Below are 15,599 nucleotides of genomic sequence, written 5' to 3' on the forward strand. Positions count from 1 at the left end.
ACATAATAAAAAGAGCTTGCATTGCAAGCTCTTTTTTATTGTAATAATAGTATTTTTGAAGTATGATTAAAAAGGTAGATTATATAGTTGTTGGTTTAGGACTATCAGGAATAGCATTTGTAGAAAAACTGATAGAAAACAACAAGAGTTTTATTGTTTTTGAAAACAACTCACAAGTATCTTCTGTAGTAGCAGGAGGGGTTTATAATCCTGTAATTTTAAAACGATTTACTCCTGTTTGGAATGGTCATGAGCAGCTGATAAAAGCACTTCCTTTTTATAAAAAGTTAGAAGAAAAATTAAACATAACGTTAGATTATAGTTTCACTACAAAGAAGGTGTTTACAAGTGTAGGTGATGAGAACAATTGGTTTATAGCTTCAGACAAGTCGATGTTGTCTTATTATATGAATCCTACTATTCAAAAAGAAAAAATTAAAGGAATAATAGGCGATTATGGTTTTGGAGAGTTAACAGGAACTGGAAGAATAGATACACCATTGCTTGTTACTACCTATAAAGAATATATCAATTCCTTAGGGAATCTAGTAGAGGAAGCTTTTGATTATTCTAAAGTAGAGATTTCAGAAGATAAAGTAAGCTATGATAACATCACGGCAAAAAGAATAGTGTTTAGCGAAGGTTTTGGATTGAAAAGAAACCCGTTTTTTAATTACTTGCCTCTAAACGGAACTAAAGGAGAAACCATAACAATTCATGCACCTAAACTGCAAATAGATTTTTTATTAAAAGGAAGTGTTTTTGTGATGCCTTTAGGAAATGATAACTATAAAGTTGGAGCAACGTTTAATTGGACAGATAAAACCTCTATTCCAACAGATGAAGGAAGAAAAGAGTTGGAAGATAAGCTTCAGAAAATTATTTCAGTTCCTTATACAGTGATAGAACAATCAGCAGGAATACGACCAACAGTAAAAGATAGAAGACCTTTGGTAGGTGTTCATCCTAAATACGCTCAATTAGCAGTTTTAAACGGTTTAGGAACTCGTGGAGTTATGGTAGCGCCAACTGTTGCTGAAAATTTGTTTAATCACCTTGAAAATAGCGAAAACCTAGATATCGAGATAGATATTAAAAGATTTGAATAATCCAAGTTTAAAAAAGCATATATAAAAATAGCTTCCTAATTTGAGGAAGCTATTTTTGTTTGATATAATTATATTTTAAAAACTATTTTTCTGATTGTAATTCTTTAGCGTCCTTTTTATAACTCACGAAAAGGTTAATCCATATAATCCTTGAAAGACGAATAGTAACTGGAGTTAAGATTAAAGAAACAATTACAATAGCAATAAAACTATGTAAAATAGACAATCCGATAAACATCTTTGCAATAATAAAAATAGCAACAAAAAGAGCCACAGCAAGAGCATAATTTACATACATGGCACCAAAGAAAAAAGAAGGTTCCATCATGTATTTTAAGTTACATTTTGGGCAGTTTTCGTGCAAAGTAGTGACTTTTTTAGGATTGAAGTTCAATTTATATTTAAAAAACTCACCTTCATGACAACGAGGGCATTTACTGTTGAAAATACTATATAATTTACTCCCTTTTCCAAACATTTCTTCTGGGTATTAAGTTCAATTAACTATTTGCTTTTTGTAAGTTTGCACAAATTTCAACAAAAATAAAACTCTTGTTTGTAACTCTAGTTACAAAATCAAAGTAATTTTCTAAAAATATGTTAAACGTACACGACGTATCAGTTTCATTTATGGGAACAGACTTGTTCTCAGGAATCACCTTTAAATTAATTAAAGGAGACAGAATAGGGTTAATAGGTAAAAATGGAGCTGGAAAATCTACTTTATTAAAAGTGCTTTCTAAAGATATAGAGAGTAGTGGAGGAACCTTGGCGTTTGATAAAGATGTTCGTATTGGTTTTTTACGTCAGGATATTGATTTTGTACATGGAAGAACTATTTTGGAGGAAGCATACCAAGCATTTACTGAAATTAAAGAAATTGAGTTAGAGTTAGATGAGATAAATAGGCAATTAGCTGAAAGAACTGATTATGAAAGTGAAGCATATAATCAGCTAATTATAGATTTAAACGAAAAAACTGAACGTTACGAATTATTAGGAGGATACAACTATCAAGGAGAAACCGAAAAGATTTTACAAGGATTAGGATTTCAACGAGAAGATTTTGATAAGTTGACTGATACTTTCTCTGGAGGTTGGCGTATGCGTATTGAATTGGCAAAACTCCTTCTTCAGAATAACGATATTTTATTGCTCGATGAGCCTACCAACCACTTAGATATTGAGTCTATTATTTGGTTAGAAAATTTCTTAAAGAATTATGCAGGAGCTATTGTATTAGTATCGCACGATAAAATGTTTTTAGATAACGTAACCAACCGTACTATAGAAATTTCGTTAGGACAGATTTACGATTACAAAAAACCGTATTCTGAATTCTTAAAATTGCGAGCTGAAATCAAAGAAAAGCAGTTACAAACGCAAAAAAATCAACAAAAGGAAATAGAACATACCGAAAAGTTGATAGAGAAGTTCCGTGCAAAAGCTAGTAAAGCAGCCATGGCGCAATCGCTGATTAAAAAGTTAGAAAAAGTAGAGCGTATAGAGGTTGATCAAGATGATAATGCAGTAATGAATGTTCGTTTTGAAATATCAAAAGAACCTGGTAAAATTATTGTCGAGGCTGAAAACTTAACCAAGAACTACGGAGAAAAAGAGGTGTTGAAAGATGTTGATTTACTCATTGAACGTAATAGTAGAATTGCTTTTGTAGGTCAAAACGGACAAGGGAAATCTACCTTAGCAAAAATGATGGTAGGAGAAATTCCGTTTGAGGGGAGTTTAAAACTAGGACATAATGTAGAGATAGGATATTTTGCGCAAAATCAGTCAGAAGAATTACCACCTGAAAAAACAGTGTTGGAAATTATGGAAGACGCTGCAACCGATACCAATAGGATGCGAGTTCGTGATATGCTTGGAGCCTTTTTGTTTGGTGGAGAAGCGGTAGATAAAAAAGCGAAAGTACTGTCAGGAGGAGAGCGAAACCGTTTAGCCTTGTGTAAGCTATTATTATCACCTTTTAACGTGTTGATAATGGATGAGCCTACCAACCACTTAGATATTGCTTCTAAAAACGTATTAAAGAAAGCGCTACAAAATTTTGACGGAACGTTAATCGTAGTATCTCACGACCGTGATTTTTTACAAGGATTAACCACTACGGTTTACGGATTTAAAGACCGAGAAATAAAAGAATATTTAGGCGATATTGATTATTTCTTAGAGCAACACAAAATGGAAAGTTTGCGTGATGCTGAGAAAAAAACTGTAGTAAAGGCAGAAAAAGATACGTCTAAAAAAGAAGCCTATCAACTATCTAAAGAACAAGAAAAGGAACTTAAAAAGTTGAAAAATAGGTTGAATAAAATTGAAACACAAATAGCAGATTTAGAAGCTGAAATTGAAAAAATAGATTTAGAGTTAGCTCAGAACTACGACGAAGTTTCTTCTCGTCCAAACTTCTTTGAAAACTACAAAGCCAAAAAAGCAAAAGTAGATGAACTTATGGAGGAATGGGAACTAGTAGAAGAGCAAGTAGCTAGTTTTTAATATTACTTTTTGCGACCAGAGAAATGTTCCATCGTTTTATAAATTCCAAAGATGTTTCCAGCAAACCAATCAAAAATAGTAATTGATGTTACCGCTTGAGCAAAACGTGTAAATCTGTAAATATAACCTGGAATACTGATTAGCTTTTTATTCTTCTCAATAGCTTTAACAATGGTTAATGCTGTTGCTTCAGGTTCAAGAATTGGAATTTTAGATCTTACACCATCAAACATACCAGTATTGATGTAATAGGGCAATATTGTGGTAACATTTACTTTTTTATTCAGCTGCTCCATCTCTAAACGCAAGCTATCCGACCAACCGATAAGTGACCATTTACTAGCTGCATACACCGACATTTTAGGGTTTGAAACTATTCCGCCAGAGGAAGCAATATTACAAATATGCCCTGAATTTTGATCTAACATATCGTTAAGAAACTCAAGTGTGATAAACATTGGCGCATTTGCATTAATTTCCATGGTTTTTGAAATATCAGAGGCCGTATGATCTTTAAAATATTTACCAACTATAATTCCTGCATTGTTGATTAATACATCAACAATACCAATTTCTGCTTTAACTTTTTTAGCGGTGTGTTGAATTTGCTCAAGGTTCGAAATATCAACGGTGTACGTATATAGCTCTCCTTTATTTGAAAATTCAGTTATTGTTTTATCAATGTTTTCTTGATTAATATCCCAAATAATAACTTTGGCTTTTCGTTCTAATAGTAAACGAACCATTATTTTGCCAATTCCAGAAGCTCCTCCAGTAATTAAAACTGTTTTATCTTTTAAGCGCATATTTTTTGTTTTAGTTGTAACGTCTGCGGCTATGAGTAGTTGTGTGATTTAGCACTTAACTTTGCAAGTACACACCAAACTGAAAACCGCGAGGATTTTCAGAAGTAGGCGAGTACTAGCAATGAATTATACACGGTGTTAGGGTACGTTTTTTATTCACTATATTTTATTTTTCTCGTTTTAGTCATTTTTATTTTTCTCTTTTTCAACTTTCCGCTTTCAGTCTGTATATGGCTAAATCTTTTTTTAGAAATCCAACTCCCTTTTTTGTCATACTTATATTCAATAGTGTAACAAACATTATCATTGTCATTCCAATTTCTTTTATAAAATATTAAATCTCCTTGTTCATTATATTTATTAGAGGACTTTTGCTTTTTGTCTCCAGAATGACTTATTGCCCTATTGTTAGAATTAACTAACTCATTTTTATTGTTATATTGATTAATAGTAACAACGTTATTATTATAATCGTAATTTGCAGTTTCATAACCAATTAAACTACCATTTCCATTAAAATTCTCAAGTCTAATTAAGTTTTTCTCTTTGTCAAAAAAGTATTGACAGATATTCGAAATTTGTTTTTGAGAATTATAATCTACCTGAACACAATTACCAATTGAATCATATTTATATTCAGTATGTTTTGTTTGATATCCAATTATATTTATCCATCTTTTGTTATCAAGTCTAACTCTCCTTTGTAAACTATCGTATTTATAAATATTTAGCCAAATCAATTTGTTTTTATCATCGAACCTTTTTAGGCTTGTTAATTGCATTGATTCATTGAAGTTCTTATGTTCAATTTCCGTTTGAATTCCATCAGAATTATAAAAACTTGTTTTTTCAATTATTTGAACAAATTTGGTATTCTCGTTGTACTTGGTAGCATTTGTGTTATAACTTGCGATTGACTGTGAAAATGTCAATTGTGATAATAAAAATATGGTTGATAATATTATAATTCTCATTAATTATGTTCTTTTTTCGTAAATGTACCCTAACTCGTTATATAAGAAATAAAAGTTTTGTTATCCCTGTATTATAATGTGATAAGTGGAGATTTCAGCAATTTTATTCCATTTCAATTTTCGAGTTTAAATATAGTAAAATAATGTCATTTCGAGTAAAGGGAGAAACCGTAAAATTAAGCGAAGCTAAATCTATAAATTGTAAGTAAATTCTATTGATAAGATTTCTCATCTCCGTAGCACTTCAGTTCGAAATGACAGAGAGTATTTTCCCTCCTGTAGGTCGGAATGACGATAAGTGTCATTGCGAGTGATAACGAAGCAATCTTCGTGTTGGTAGTTTGAGATAAGCAGATTACTTCAGTCGTTCCTCCTTCGTAATGACGTTTTTCTTTGTCATTTCGAATAAGCGATTTTATGAGCGACTGAGAAATCTTAAGGTTGTGAGTTACTTTTATTAATGAGATTTCTCCCTGCAGTTGAAATAACAGTAAGTGTCATTGCGAGTGGTAACGAAGCAATCTTTAAGTTGAGAGTTCTAACAAACAGATTACTTCAGTCGTTCCTCCTTCGTAATGACGTTTTTGTTTGTCATTTCGAATAAGCGATTTTATGAGCGATTGAGAAATCTTAAGGTTGTGAGTTACTTTTATTAATGAGATTTCTCCTTGCAGTCGAAATGACAGTAAGTGTTTTTTCTCTGATCGGAATGACGAGTGGTAAAAAATGTCAAAAAAGTGTAAAAGAAATGTCAATTCTCTTAAAATAAAGAGAAAAAATGTGTTATTTGTAAGTTGTATGAGCAAGAGAGTTATTTTTTACATAAGTATATTTTTAATTGCAACACAATTTATTTCTTGTAAAAAGAATGAAGGTTTTACCGAAAAAGTAAAAGTTTCGCTTCGAAATGTAGGGCATCAATTGTTGTTAACCAATCAAGATTCTACCTCACTGGTGCTGCCTATAAAAGAACTAAGTAAGTATAAACATCAGTTAACTTTTCAAAGTAATTTACAGGTAACACCCGATAGTTTGGTGTCGATTGTAAAAAGAAGTTTTTCTCAATCAGAATTACCTGCTAACTATCGTATAGAGGTAAAAGAATGTTTAAATGAGGAAGTAGCTTACAGCTACGAAATGATGCAGAGTGAAGAAAATGCTATTGTGCCTTGTAAAGGAAGAGTGTTGCCTACCAATTGTTATTTTATAGAAGTTCAGTTTTTTAAAAATGAAAATAATACTCAATATTTTTTCTACGGATTTTTGCTTATAATTTCGGTTTTAGGCTTTGGGGTGTATCAAAAAAAGAAAAGAAAAGCAGTTGTCAACACAGGTTCTAACAATTCGCAAAGCTTGGGAAAATTTATGTTTTATCCTGAACAAAATAAGTTGCTTAAGGAAGCAGAAGAAATTCCGTTATCTAATAAAGAGTGTGAGTTATTAACTATTTTTATTCACAGACCCAACGAAGTAATTAAAAGAGAAGAATTGATGAAAAAGGTTTGGGAAGAAAACGGCGTTGTGGTAGGAAGAAGTTTAGATACCTATATTTCTAAACTCAGAAAAAAATTAAAAGACGATACTTCTATAAAAATAACCAATATTCACGGGGTAGGATATAAGTTAGAAATAGATTAAAGCCTTATTTTTGTGCTGATAACTTTTTACAATGCTTTTTCAATTAGAAATTCCCATACCAGTAAATCAACAAATTCACTTACCTATTTTAGCTTCAAAAGGAATTGAATTGTTTATAAAAAGAGAAGACACCATTCATCCGTTTGTTTCAGGGAATAAATTCAGAAAACTCAAATACAATATTGAAGAAGCAGAACGACAAGGAAAACAAACACTGTTAACTTTTGGAGGCGCTTTTTCAAACCATATTGCTGCTACTGCTGCTGCAGGAAAAATAGCTGGATTTAAAACCATCGGAATTATTAGAGGAGATGAATTAGGGAAGGATTTGACAAAAACACTTTCTCAAAATGCAACGTTGAAAAATGCACACGACAACGGAATGGAGTTCCAGTTTGTGTCAAGAGATACCTATCGAAACAAAACTTCCGAAGATTTTATCAATCAATTAAAAAATGAGTTTGGTGATTTTTACTTAGTTCCAGAAGGAGGAACGAATGTATTAGCGGTACAAGGCTGTGAAGAGATTTTAACAAATGAAGATGAAAAATTCAATTATATTTGTTGTGCAGTTGGTACTGGTGGAACCATTTCTGGATTGATAAATTCAGCTAAGAAACATCAAAAAGTGATAGGTTTTCCTGCATTGAAAGGTGATTTTTTAGTAGATGAGATTAAGCCTTTTGTAAAAGGGAATACAAATTGGAATTTGCAAACTGACTATCATTTTGGAGGTTATGGAAAATATACTCCGGAATTAATTCGTTTTATAAACGAATTTAAAGAGCAAACAAATATCCCGTTAGATCCAATTTATACAGGAAAACTGCTATATGGAATTATAGATTTGGTTTCGAAAAATGAATTTCCTGAAAACAGTAAAATATTAGCAATTCATACAGGAGGTTTACAAGGAATTGACGGAGTAAATCAAAAATTAAAGAATAAAAATCAAGAGTTAATCAAGGTTTAATGAAAATAAGAGTAGTTTTTTTAGCGGCATGCGCTGCGGTATTGGCAAGTTGTGGTTCAGGTAAAAATGTAGCAAGATCTACACCTAATCAAGTAGTATTGGAGACTAAAGAAGAAAAGGCTCCTGAGTTACCACAATTAGAGCAGATTAAGCGACCAGTAGCAACAACTACAAATCATACCGAAACTTATATTCAAAAGTTTGCACCGATTGCGGTTAAAAAAATGCACGAACACGGTATTCCTGCTAGTATTACGTTAGCACAAGGAGTATTAGAATCAGGAAGTGGTAGAAGCGCATTAGCTCTTAGATCAAACAACCATTTTGGAATTAAATGCCATAGAGGTTGGCAAGGGCATAGTGTAACTCACGATGATGATGAAAAAGGAGAATGTTTTAGAAAATATAAATATCCAGAAACATCGTACGAAGATCATTCACAGTTTTTATTAACTCGTAGCCGTTACGCAAGTTTGTTTAAACTTAGACACACCGATTACAAAGGTTGGGCGTATGGTTTGAAAAAAGCAGGCTATGCTACGGATAAACGATACCCGCAAAAGTTGATTTCTATTATTAATAAATACAATTTATCTCAATATGATAGAGTTAAACCTGACGGATCACTAGCTTCTAAAAGACCAAGCTACAAAGAAGAATCTCATAAAGTACAAAAAGGAGATACATTATATTCGATTTCAAGAAGATATAACATTTCAGTACAACGATTAAAAGAGGTAAACGGGTTAAACGATAACACTATTAGTGTTGGTCAAGACTTGTTGGTAAAATAAAAAAGCGGAGCAATGCTCCGCTTCAATCAAACTAAACCCCAATCAAATTACCAAGAGTAATTTTTCTTTTTCGCTTGCTTTTTAATAGCGTTAATCATTACACTTTCTAATTCATTTTTCTTAGTGTTTTCTTGTTGCTTTTTAGTAACATAGATCTTTCTTTTCTTATTTAATTCTTGAATTTTTTGTTGAATTTCAGTACGTTCTTTACGTTTCTTTTCAACATATACTTTAATTTCTTTTGCAGATTTGTTTTGTAAATTTTTAGGAAGCTGTTTCTTTTTTAATGTGCTGTAGTCAATTTCTTTTTCTTTAGAAGCATCTACCAAATCCCATTCAGCATTATTATACAATTTTGAACTTTTGGTTACTGCACGCTTTACTACTACTGCTTCATCTAAACTTTCTGCATTCATGTCTTGTTTTGCCTGATTACTGTATTTAGAATATCCGTAAGAACCATAGTGAATGTAAGTATCGTTTAATCGTTTGTTTAAAATGATAATATCGTTATCGTACGGAGTAACAATGTGCACAATATGTTTATTTTGATTAATGGTCATATAGTCTCCACCACCGTAAAAAGCTCCATCTTGCCACATTCCTGAAATTCCTTGGTTATAATCACCACAAAAAATGGTGTTTACTATAATATCTTTTTCTTTGGCATCGGTAATAGCGTCTTTGTAATTAACTTTTCCTTGTGTAAAAGGTTCATTTCCGGCAATAAAAATCATTTTTAAATCACGGTTGTTAGCTCCCCAGTCTAATTCGTTTAATGAAGTTTGAATTACTTGTCCGCAATACTCACTTCCTCCATTTGTACTTAAAGAAAATAAGTTTTCAGAAATTTCATCTAAATCACTGGTGAATTGTAAGACCTGTCGAATATATCCTTCTCTAGAAGATAAGTTTGAATTTCCATATTCATACAATGCGATTTCTAAATTTGGTGTAACTCCGTTGCTCTTAGCGTATGATAGTTCGTTTACAATTTCCCATAACTGAGCTTTTGCTTGGTTAATAAGTCCGTCCATACTATTACTCGTATCTAGTAATAGGGCAACTTTAACAGTTTGTTTTTTTACTTTTCTTGTAGGTTGATAATCATTTGCGTAGGTGTTTGTTGCTAATAATAAGCAAATGAAGAATACTTTTAAAGCTTGCGTTTTCATAATTTTTTGTTTTTAGTTATTCATTGGATTTTAAAGTTTGATTGTGGTTAATTTCTATTCAAAACTACTTCCAACTTTTTTCTTAAAAAATCGAGAATGAGTAAACTATTAGTTTGATTTAGTAAAATGATTAAGCAAATGAGTAAAGGGTGTTTTTTGATTGTTTTTTATAGTATTTTGATAGGGAACACGTTTTTTTGTATGGCTTTTTGTGAGTATGTTTACAGTAAGAAATAAAGAATGAATAAGATTTATTACATAGTATTTGTAGTTTTTTTACTGAGTTTTTCAACTGCATTCTCTCAAATAGAGAGTAAAACATCGAAAGAATTTTCGGTAAAAGTCCAAGTGGTTAATAATGAAACGCAGCAACCCATTAAAGATGCGAGAGTTGAAGTTAACGGACGAGTATTTTATTATTCAAACATTAAAGGAGACTATACTGTTAAAGCCAGAGCAGGAGATCAATTAATGGTGTCGCATTCTGGTTTTGAAACAATTTTGTATACGATTAAAGATGATGAAGATATAAAGGTGCAAGTAGAAGGTTTTGTCCCTAAGAAAAAAACGAAATTAAGCCCCTATAGTCAAAAAGAGCGAGTGAGTTTGTATCCTCAATATTTAGATTCTGTTCAATTTTACAAAAAGAAAGACATTGATAAGAGCTTGTCATTTATAGAGAAAATGCTGCTAGATGCTTCTTCCAAAAATAGACAAGCTATCACTTATAAAGAACTGGCAGATGTATATTTTTATTGGAAACAGTATGATTTAGCTATTGAGAATTATCAAACGTCTTTACGTCAAGTTAACAACCCTGTTGTTCGATTACAACTAGCTAAAACAGCCTATTTAGCTAAAAATTATAAGGATAGTGAAGAAAACTATAAAAGGACTTTGAATGGTAAGTTGAACAGTTATCAGCAATTAACAGCATATCAAGGGTTGGGAGATGTGTACATGATTCAAAAAAACTTTGATCAAGCTAAAAATAACTATCAAAAAGCTTTAGAGATAGCTAAAGCGAATTTAATAACACCTAAAATAACAGATTTAAATTCTAAGCTAGCAGAAGTATATGCTGCGCAAGGAAATACTCAAAAAGCAGATGGCTACTATCAAAATTCATTAAGACTGGCATCAGAAGAAAACAAAAAAAGATCGTTAAAGGAACAGCAAAAAGTAGCTGATTTTTACAATCAGTCTCAGCGATATGATGAAGAAATTCAACTTCGAAAAGAGAGTTTGAAAGAAGCAGAAGATATACCACCTGTTGAAGCTGAAAATAATGAGTCTTTGGTAGATTCAATAACCTCGCAAAAAATCAATTATAAAATAGGAAATGCGTACATGCAAAAAGCAGAGTACAATCAGGCGATTCCGTATTTAAAAAAGAGTATTGAAGATGCCGATAAAAATGAAGATCTCATCATTCAAAAAGACGCAACCAAAAGGCTTTCGGAAGTATATGAAACCGTTGGAGATTATACAAAAGCGTTAAAAACGTACCAAGATTATGTTACGCTAGTAGATACGTTGTATTCACGAAAAGAACAGGAAATTCAACAAGTAAAACGCTTTAGTAAACGAATTTTAGATAATCAGAATAGAATAGCAAGTTTAGAAAAAGACAAAGAATTAAGTGAGAGTAAAATTAGTTTAGCTTATAAAGATCAGCAGTTGGTTCAAGAGAGTAACAAGCGTCAGCAATGGGTTATTTATTCATTGATAGCAGGTTTTTTATTGATGATTTTGTTAGTGTATTTTATGTTTAGAACCAACAGGCAACAAAAATTAGCCAATAATTTGTTAGCGTTAAAATCGATGCGTTCACAAATGAATCCGCATTTTATTTTTAATGCGTTAAATTCAGTAAACAGCTTTATCGCAGTAAGTGATGAGCGAAGCGCTAACAGATATTTATCGGAGTTTTCGACACTGATGCGTGCTGTGTTAGAAAATTCGGATGAAGATTTCATTCCGTTAACCAAAGAGATTGAATTGCTAGAGTTGTATGTAAAATTAGAACATAACCGATTTAAAGATAAGTTCGATTATAATATAGATATTGATAAAAGCATACCGCTTGATGAATATTCGATTCCGCCTATGTTATTACAACCGTATATAGAAAATGCTATTTGGCATGGATTGAGATATAAGGAGGAAAAAGGGAAATTAAGTATTTCTATGACCAAAAAGGATAACGAGTCTATTAGAATTTTAATTGAAGATGATGGAGTTGGAAGAGAGAAATCAATAGAGATGAAAACTAAAAATCAGCTGAAGCAAAAATCAAAAGGAATGAGTACTATCAAAAAAAGAATAGCTATTTTAAATGATATGTATCAAGATAGAATAAAGGTTGCTGTTTCTGATGCTTCTGAAGATGGGAGTGGAACTAAGGTTGAGTTGATTTTAAAAAGAAACAAAGTATGACTATGAAAATAAGAGCAATTATTGTTGAGGATGAACAAATAAGTAGAGATATTCTACGAAACTATATTGCTAAATATTGCCCAAATGTTGAATTATTAGGGGAGGCAAGTAATATTGAAGAAGCACAAAAACTAATTGAGAAGTACGAATTAGATTTGGTGTTTTTAGATGTAGAAATGCCTTTTGGTAATGCTTTTGATTTGCTAGAAAAAGTAGAAAATAAAACTTTTGAAGTAGTGTTTGTAACGGCATACGATCATTATGCTATTGAAGCGTTAAATAATCAAGCAACCTATTATTTGTTGAAACCTATTTCAATTGATAAGTTGATAAAAGCAGTGAGTTTAGTTACAGAAATTAAAGAAAAGGAAAATGAGTTAGAGAATACGATTTTAACACCCAAAACTACAGCTGTTAATGGTAAAATAACCATACCACAACAGGATGGTTTTGAGGTGGTAAATATTTATGATATTGTGTTTTGTAAGGCGGATGATAATTACACTGAAGTACATTTTAAAGACTCTAAAAAACTAGTAAGTAAAACACTTAAATATTTTGAAGATATCTTAAAAGATAATTCCTTTGCACGTATTCATAAATCGTTTTTAGTAAACGTAAATGAAATAACAAAATACAAGAAAGGAAAAGGTGGAAGCGTAATACTGTCAAACGGAAAAGAAATTATGGTTTCATCATCCAAAAAAGCAAACTTATTATCATTTTTTAAATAAAAATTTATGCCAATAATAAAACCAGTAAACGGAAAACATCCACAGATACCAGAAGATTGTTATGTAGCAGAAAATGCTACTATTGTAGGGGATGTGCAAATGGGAAAAGAGTGTAGTGTATGGTTTAATGCGGTAATTCGTGGAGATGTACATTACATAAAAATGGGAGATAAAGTAAATGTACAAGATGGCGCAGTAATACACGCTACGTATCAAAAATCACCAACAACTATTGGTAATAATGTATCGATAGGGCATAATGCTTTAGTGCATGGTTGTACGATACACGATAATGTATTGGTAGGTATGGGAAGTATTATTATGGATGATTGTGTGGTGGAATCGAATTCTATTATAGCAGCAGGAGCTGTTGTGACCAAAAATACCCATATTGAAAGTGGAAGTGTATATGCTGGGGTTCCTGCAAAAAAAGTAAAAGATATTTCACAAGAGTTGATTTCAGGAGAAATTGATAGAATAGCCAATAACTATGTAAAATATTCAAGTTGGTTTAAGGAAGAGTAAATAAAAAGAAAAACCCCTGTTTTAAAAATAAAACAGGGGTTTTTCAATCAAAACTAATCTACTAATAAACGATTTATTTATCGTTATTATTTTCTTTTTGAGCTTTATTCATTCGGTGCTTTTTATGCTCACTCTTCTTTTTATGTCTGTTCATTTTTCTAGCAGCCATTTTCTCAAAACGTTCGTATTGTTGCTCATTTAAAATACGCTTCATTTCAGCTTTATAAGCAATCTGCTTATCTAGCATTTTGTTTTTCATGGTATAGCGCTCTTCAGTAGTAGGTTTACTATCGCTTACTTTTGTTACCTTTCTTTTAGCTCTCATTTCTTGTCTTTCGGCAATTTGCTTTGCAATTAAAGGTTTTATTTGTTTTTGTTGAGCATCAGTTAAATCTAATTTTAAGGTCATTTTTTTCAACCTTAACTCTGTTTGTTGTTCTACTGTTAATTGTTCACGCTTACCTTTATCTCCTTGTTGTGCTTGAGTAGTAACGGTAAATCCAACCGCTAAAACCAATACTGTTAGTAATTTCTTCATGTTTATTAAAATTTAATTTTTTGTAATTATTTACATCTCTAAGACCTTTCTGGATTAAAAAAGTTTAAATTTGAAAGTATTTTTAACATTTTTTTTATTTAGATGAAGTCAATTTTTAGAGTTGTTTTAAGAATTTTATTGTTAGTCGTTAGTTTGGCTACAGTATTTTTTTTCTGGGCTTCTTCACCGACAATGGATGAAGCTGAATATGCTAAAATAATCACTCATAATTATAATACAACAATTGATAATGATTCGATTTATAGTATTGTAACTTATAACATTGGTTATTTAAGTGGAATGACCAATAACCGAGCAGTTGCAAAACCTAAAGAACTGTTTGATGGAAATTTGAAGAAGGTAGTGAAAGAAATTCAAAAGGTAAATCCTGATATATTGGCTTTCCAAGAGATAGATTATAATGCAGCAAGGTCGTATGAAGTAAATCAGGAAGAAGAAATAGCTAAACTAGGATATAATTATGTTGCAAGAGGAGTAAATTGGGATGAACACTATGTGCCTTTTCCTTATTGGCCACCAAGTATGCATTTTGGTAAAATAGTTTCAGGACAATCGATTTTAAGTAAATATGAACTCAAGGATTACCAACGAATAGTATTAGAGCGTGTTGCTGATAATCCTTTTTATAGAGATGCTTTGTATTTAGATCGATTGGTACAAGTAGCAAAAGTAGTTTTAGAAGGAAAAGAAGTGGTAGTAATAAATCTGCACTTAGAAGCTTTTGATAAACCAACACGAGTGCGTCAGTTTGAATATGTGTTGAGTTTATTCAATAAATATAAGGAGGAGTACCCAACAATTTTATTGGGTGATTTTAATTCAAAAGCAAGAGATAACAAAGCAATTATTCAGAAAATGTTTGAAATGGATGGAGTAGGGAATGGGGCATTTTCTTCTGAAAATCCAGAAAATACATTTGATACTAAAGATCCGGTAGAACGCATTGATTATATTTTTTATACAGAAAATACCATAGAATATGTAGATGGTAGTGTGCTGAATGAATTTGGACAAGCATCAGACCATTTTCCTATTGAAATGAAATTTAGGTTAAAATAAAAAGTGAAGTATAAAACTAAAAAACCCGAACAAATTTGTTCGGGTTTTTATCGTGGTGCCTCCAGGAATCGAACCAGGGACACAAGGATTTTCAGTCCTTTGCTCTACCAACTGAGCTAAGGCACCAGTTTGCTTTTAAAAGTAACATCTTTAAAATAAAACTCGCAACTTGCGCTACGAGTTTTATTGTGGTGCCTCCAGGAATCGAACCAGGGACACAAGGATTTTCAGTCCTTTGCTCTACCAACTGAGCTAAGGCACCAGTTGCTACTTTCGTTAAGCGGATGCAAATATACAATC

14 protein-coding genes and 2 tRNA genes are annotated in these 15,599 nt (G+C 31.7%); 9 read left to right on the forward strand and 7 right to left on the reverse strand.

The window, feature by feature from the left end:
* The first annotated feature begins 62 nt into the window (after window positions 1-62).
* Entirely contained in the window at window positions 63-1,109 is a 1,047-nt protein-coding gene (locus C8N26_RS05235; RefSeq protein WP_120186353.1) for an NAD(P)/FAD-dependent oxidoreductase, read from the forward strand.
* Window positions 1,110-1,191: 82 nt separating this feature from the next.
* On the opposite strand, the gene C8N26_RS05240 is transcribed toward C8N26_RS05235, so the two are convergent.
* The gene (locus tag C8N26_RS05240; protein ID WP_028892463.1) at window positions 1,192-1,587 is read right to left on the reverse strand and encodes a DUF983 domain-containing protein; all 396 of its coding nucleotides are present in this window, start codon (window positions 1,585-1,587) and stop codon (window positions 1,192-1,194) included.
* A gap of 119 nt (window positions 1,588-1,706) precedes the next feature.
* On the opposite strand from C8N26_RS05240, the gene C8N26_RS05245 reads away from it, so the two are divergent.
* A complete protein-coding gene (locus C8N26_RS05245) occupies window positions 1,707-3,623 on the forward strand; it encodes an ABC-F family ATP-binding cassette domain-containing protein (protein ID WP_120186354.1) in 1,917 nt (638 codons plus the stop codon).
* 2 nt (window positions 3,624-3,625) lie between these two features.
* Here C8N26_RS05245 and C8N26_RS05250 read toward each other — a convergent pair whose 3' ends face one another.
* Window positions 3,626-4,429 carry an SDR family oxidoreductase gene (locus tag C8N26_RS05250; RefSeq protein ID WP_120186355.1) on the reverse strand — a complete coding sequence of 268 codons (804 nt, stop codon included), beginning with the start codon at window positions 4,427-4,429 and terminating at the stop codon, window positions 3,626-3,628.
* Window positions 4,430-4,581: 152 nt separating this feature from the next.
* Window positions 4,582-5,403, reverse strand: coding sequence for a hypothetical protein (locus C8N26_RS05255; protein ID WP_120186356.1), 822 nt, complete (start codon window positions 5,401-5,403; stop codon window positions 4,582-4,584).
* Between the two features lie 798 nt (window positions 5,404-6,201).
* Between C8N26_RS05255 and C8N26_RS05260 the strand changes: the two genes are divergently transcribed.
* From C8N26_RS05260 to C8N26_RS05270, 3 genes are read left to right on the forward strand one after another with little or no spacing between them, the layout of a single operon-like run.
* Window positions 6,202-7,041 (forward strand): winged helix-turn-helix domain-containing protein, encoded by an 840-nt coding sequence (locus C8N26_RS05260; RefSeq protein ID WP_120186357.1) that lies wholly within the window; start codon window positions 6,202-6,204, stop codon window positions 7,039-7,041.
* Between the two features lie 31 nt (window positions 7,042-7,072).
* Window positions 7,073-8,014 (forward strand): 1-aminocyclopropane-1-carboxylate deaminase/D-cysteine desulfhydrase, encoded by a 942-nt coding sequence (locus tag C8N26_RS05265; RefSeq protein ID WP_120186358.1) that lies wholly within the window; start codon window positions 7,073-7,075, stop codon window positions 8,012-8,014.
* Window positions 8,014-8,808, forward strand: a complete 795-nt coding sequence (locus C8N26_RS05270; RefSeq protein WP_120186359.1) for a glucosaminidase domain-containing protein — start codon at window positions 8,014-8,016, stop codon at window positions 8,806-8,808. Before C8N26_RS05265 ends, C8N26_RS05270 begins: the two co-directional genes overlap by 1 nt.
* Window positions 8,809-8,855: 47 nt before the next feature.
* On the opposite strand, the gene C8N26_RS05275 is transcribed toward C8N26_RS05270, so the two are convergent.
* Entirely contained in the window at window positions 8,856-9,983 is a 1,128-nt protein-coding gene (locus C8N26_RS05275) for a hypothetical protein (protein ID WP_120186360.1), read from the reverse strand.
* A 240-nt stretch (window positions 9,984-10,223) separates the two neighbouring features.
* Here C8N26_RS05275 and C8N26_RS05280 point away from each other — a divergent pair, with 240 nt between their 5' ends.
* The 3 genes from C8N26_RS05280 to C8N26_RS05290 are packed head-to-tail and all read left to right on the forward strand — an operon-like array spanning window position 10,224 to window position 13,681.
* On the forward strand, window positions 10,224-12,422 hold the full coding sequence (locus tag C8N26_RS05280) for a tetratricopeptide repeat-containing sensor histidine kinase (protein WP_120186361.1): 2,199 nt from the start codon (window positions 10,224-10,226) through the stop codon (window positions 12,420-12,422).
* Between the two features lie 2 nt (window positions 12,423-12,424).
* The gene (locus tag C8N26_RS05285; RefSeq protein WP_120186542.1) at window positions 12,425-13,156 is read left to right on the forward strand and encodes a LytR/AlgR family response regulator transcription factor; all 732 of its coding nucleotides are present in this window, start codon (window positions 12,425-12,427) and stop codon (window positions 13,154-13,156) included.
* Window positions 13,157-13,162: 6 nt separating this feature from the next.
* Window positions 13,163-13,681 carry a gamma carbonic anhydrase family protein gene (locus C8N26_RS05290; protein WP_028890528.1) on the forward strand — a complete coding sequence of 173 codons (519 nt, stop codon included), beginning with the start codon at window positions 13,163-13,165 and terminating at the stop codon, window positions 13,679-13,681.
* Between the two features lie 73 nt (window positions 13,682-13,754).
* Here the strand turns inward: C8N26_RS05290 and C8N26_RS05295 are convergent, their stop codons facing one another.
* Complete coding sequence (locus tag C8N26_RS05295; RefSeq protein ID WP_120186362.1) at window positions 13,755-14,219, reverse strand: hypothetical protein; 465 nt, start codon at window positions 14,217-14,219, stop codon at window positions 13,755-13,757.
* Between the two features lie 102 nt (window positions 14,220-14,321).
* On the opposite strand from C8N26_RS05295, the gene C8N26_RS05300 reads away from it, so the two are divergent.
* Entirely contained in the window at window positions 14,322-15,299 is a 978-nt protein-coding gene (locus C8N26_RS05300) for an endonuclease/exonuclease/phosphatase family protein (protein WP_120186363.1), read from the forward strand.
* Window positions 15,300-15,352: 53 nt separating this feature from the next.
* Here the strand turns inward: C8N26_RS05300 and C8N26_RS05305 are convergent.
* Both C8N26_RS05305 and C8N26_RS05310 read right to left on the reverse strand, forming a co-directional pair.
* A tRNA-Phe gene (locus C8N26_RS05305) sits at window positions 15,353-15,425 on the reverse strand.
* Between the two features lie 63 nt (window positions 15,426-15,488).
* A tRNA-Phe gene (locus C8N26_RS05310) sits at window positions 15,489-15,561 on the reverse strand.
* Window positions 15,562-15,599 lie beyond the last annotated feature (38 nt).

Origin of the sequence: Tenacibaculum lutimaris (genome assembly GCF_003610735.1) — a bacterium.
Taxonomy (GTDB): Bacteria; Bacteroidota; Bacteroidia; order Flavobacteriales; family Flavobacteriaceae; genus Polaribacter; species Polaribacter lutimaris.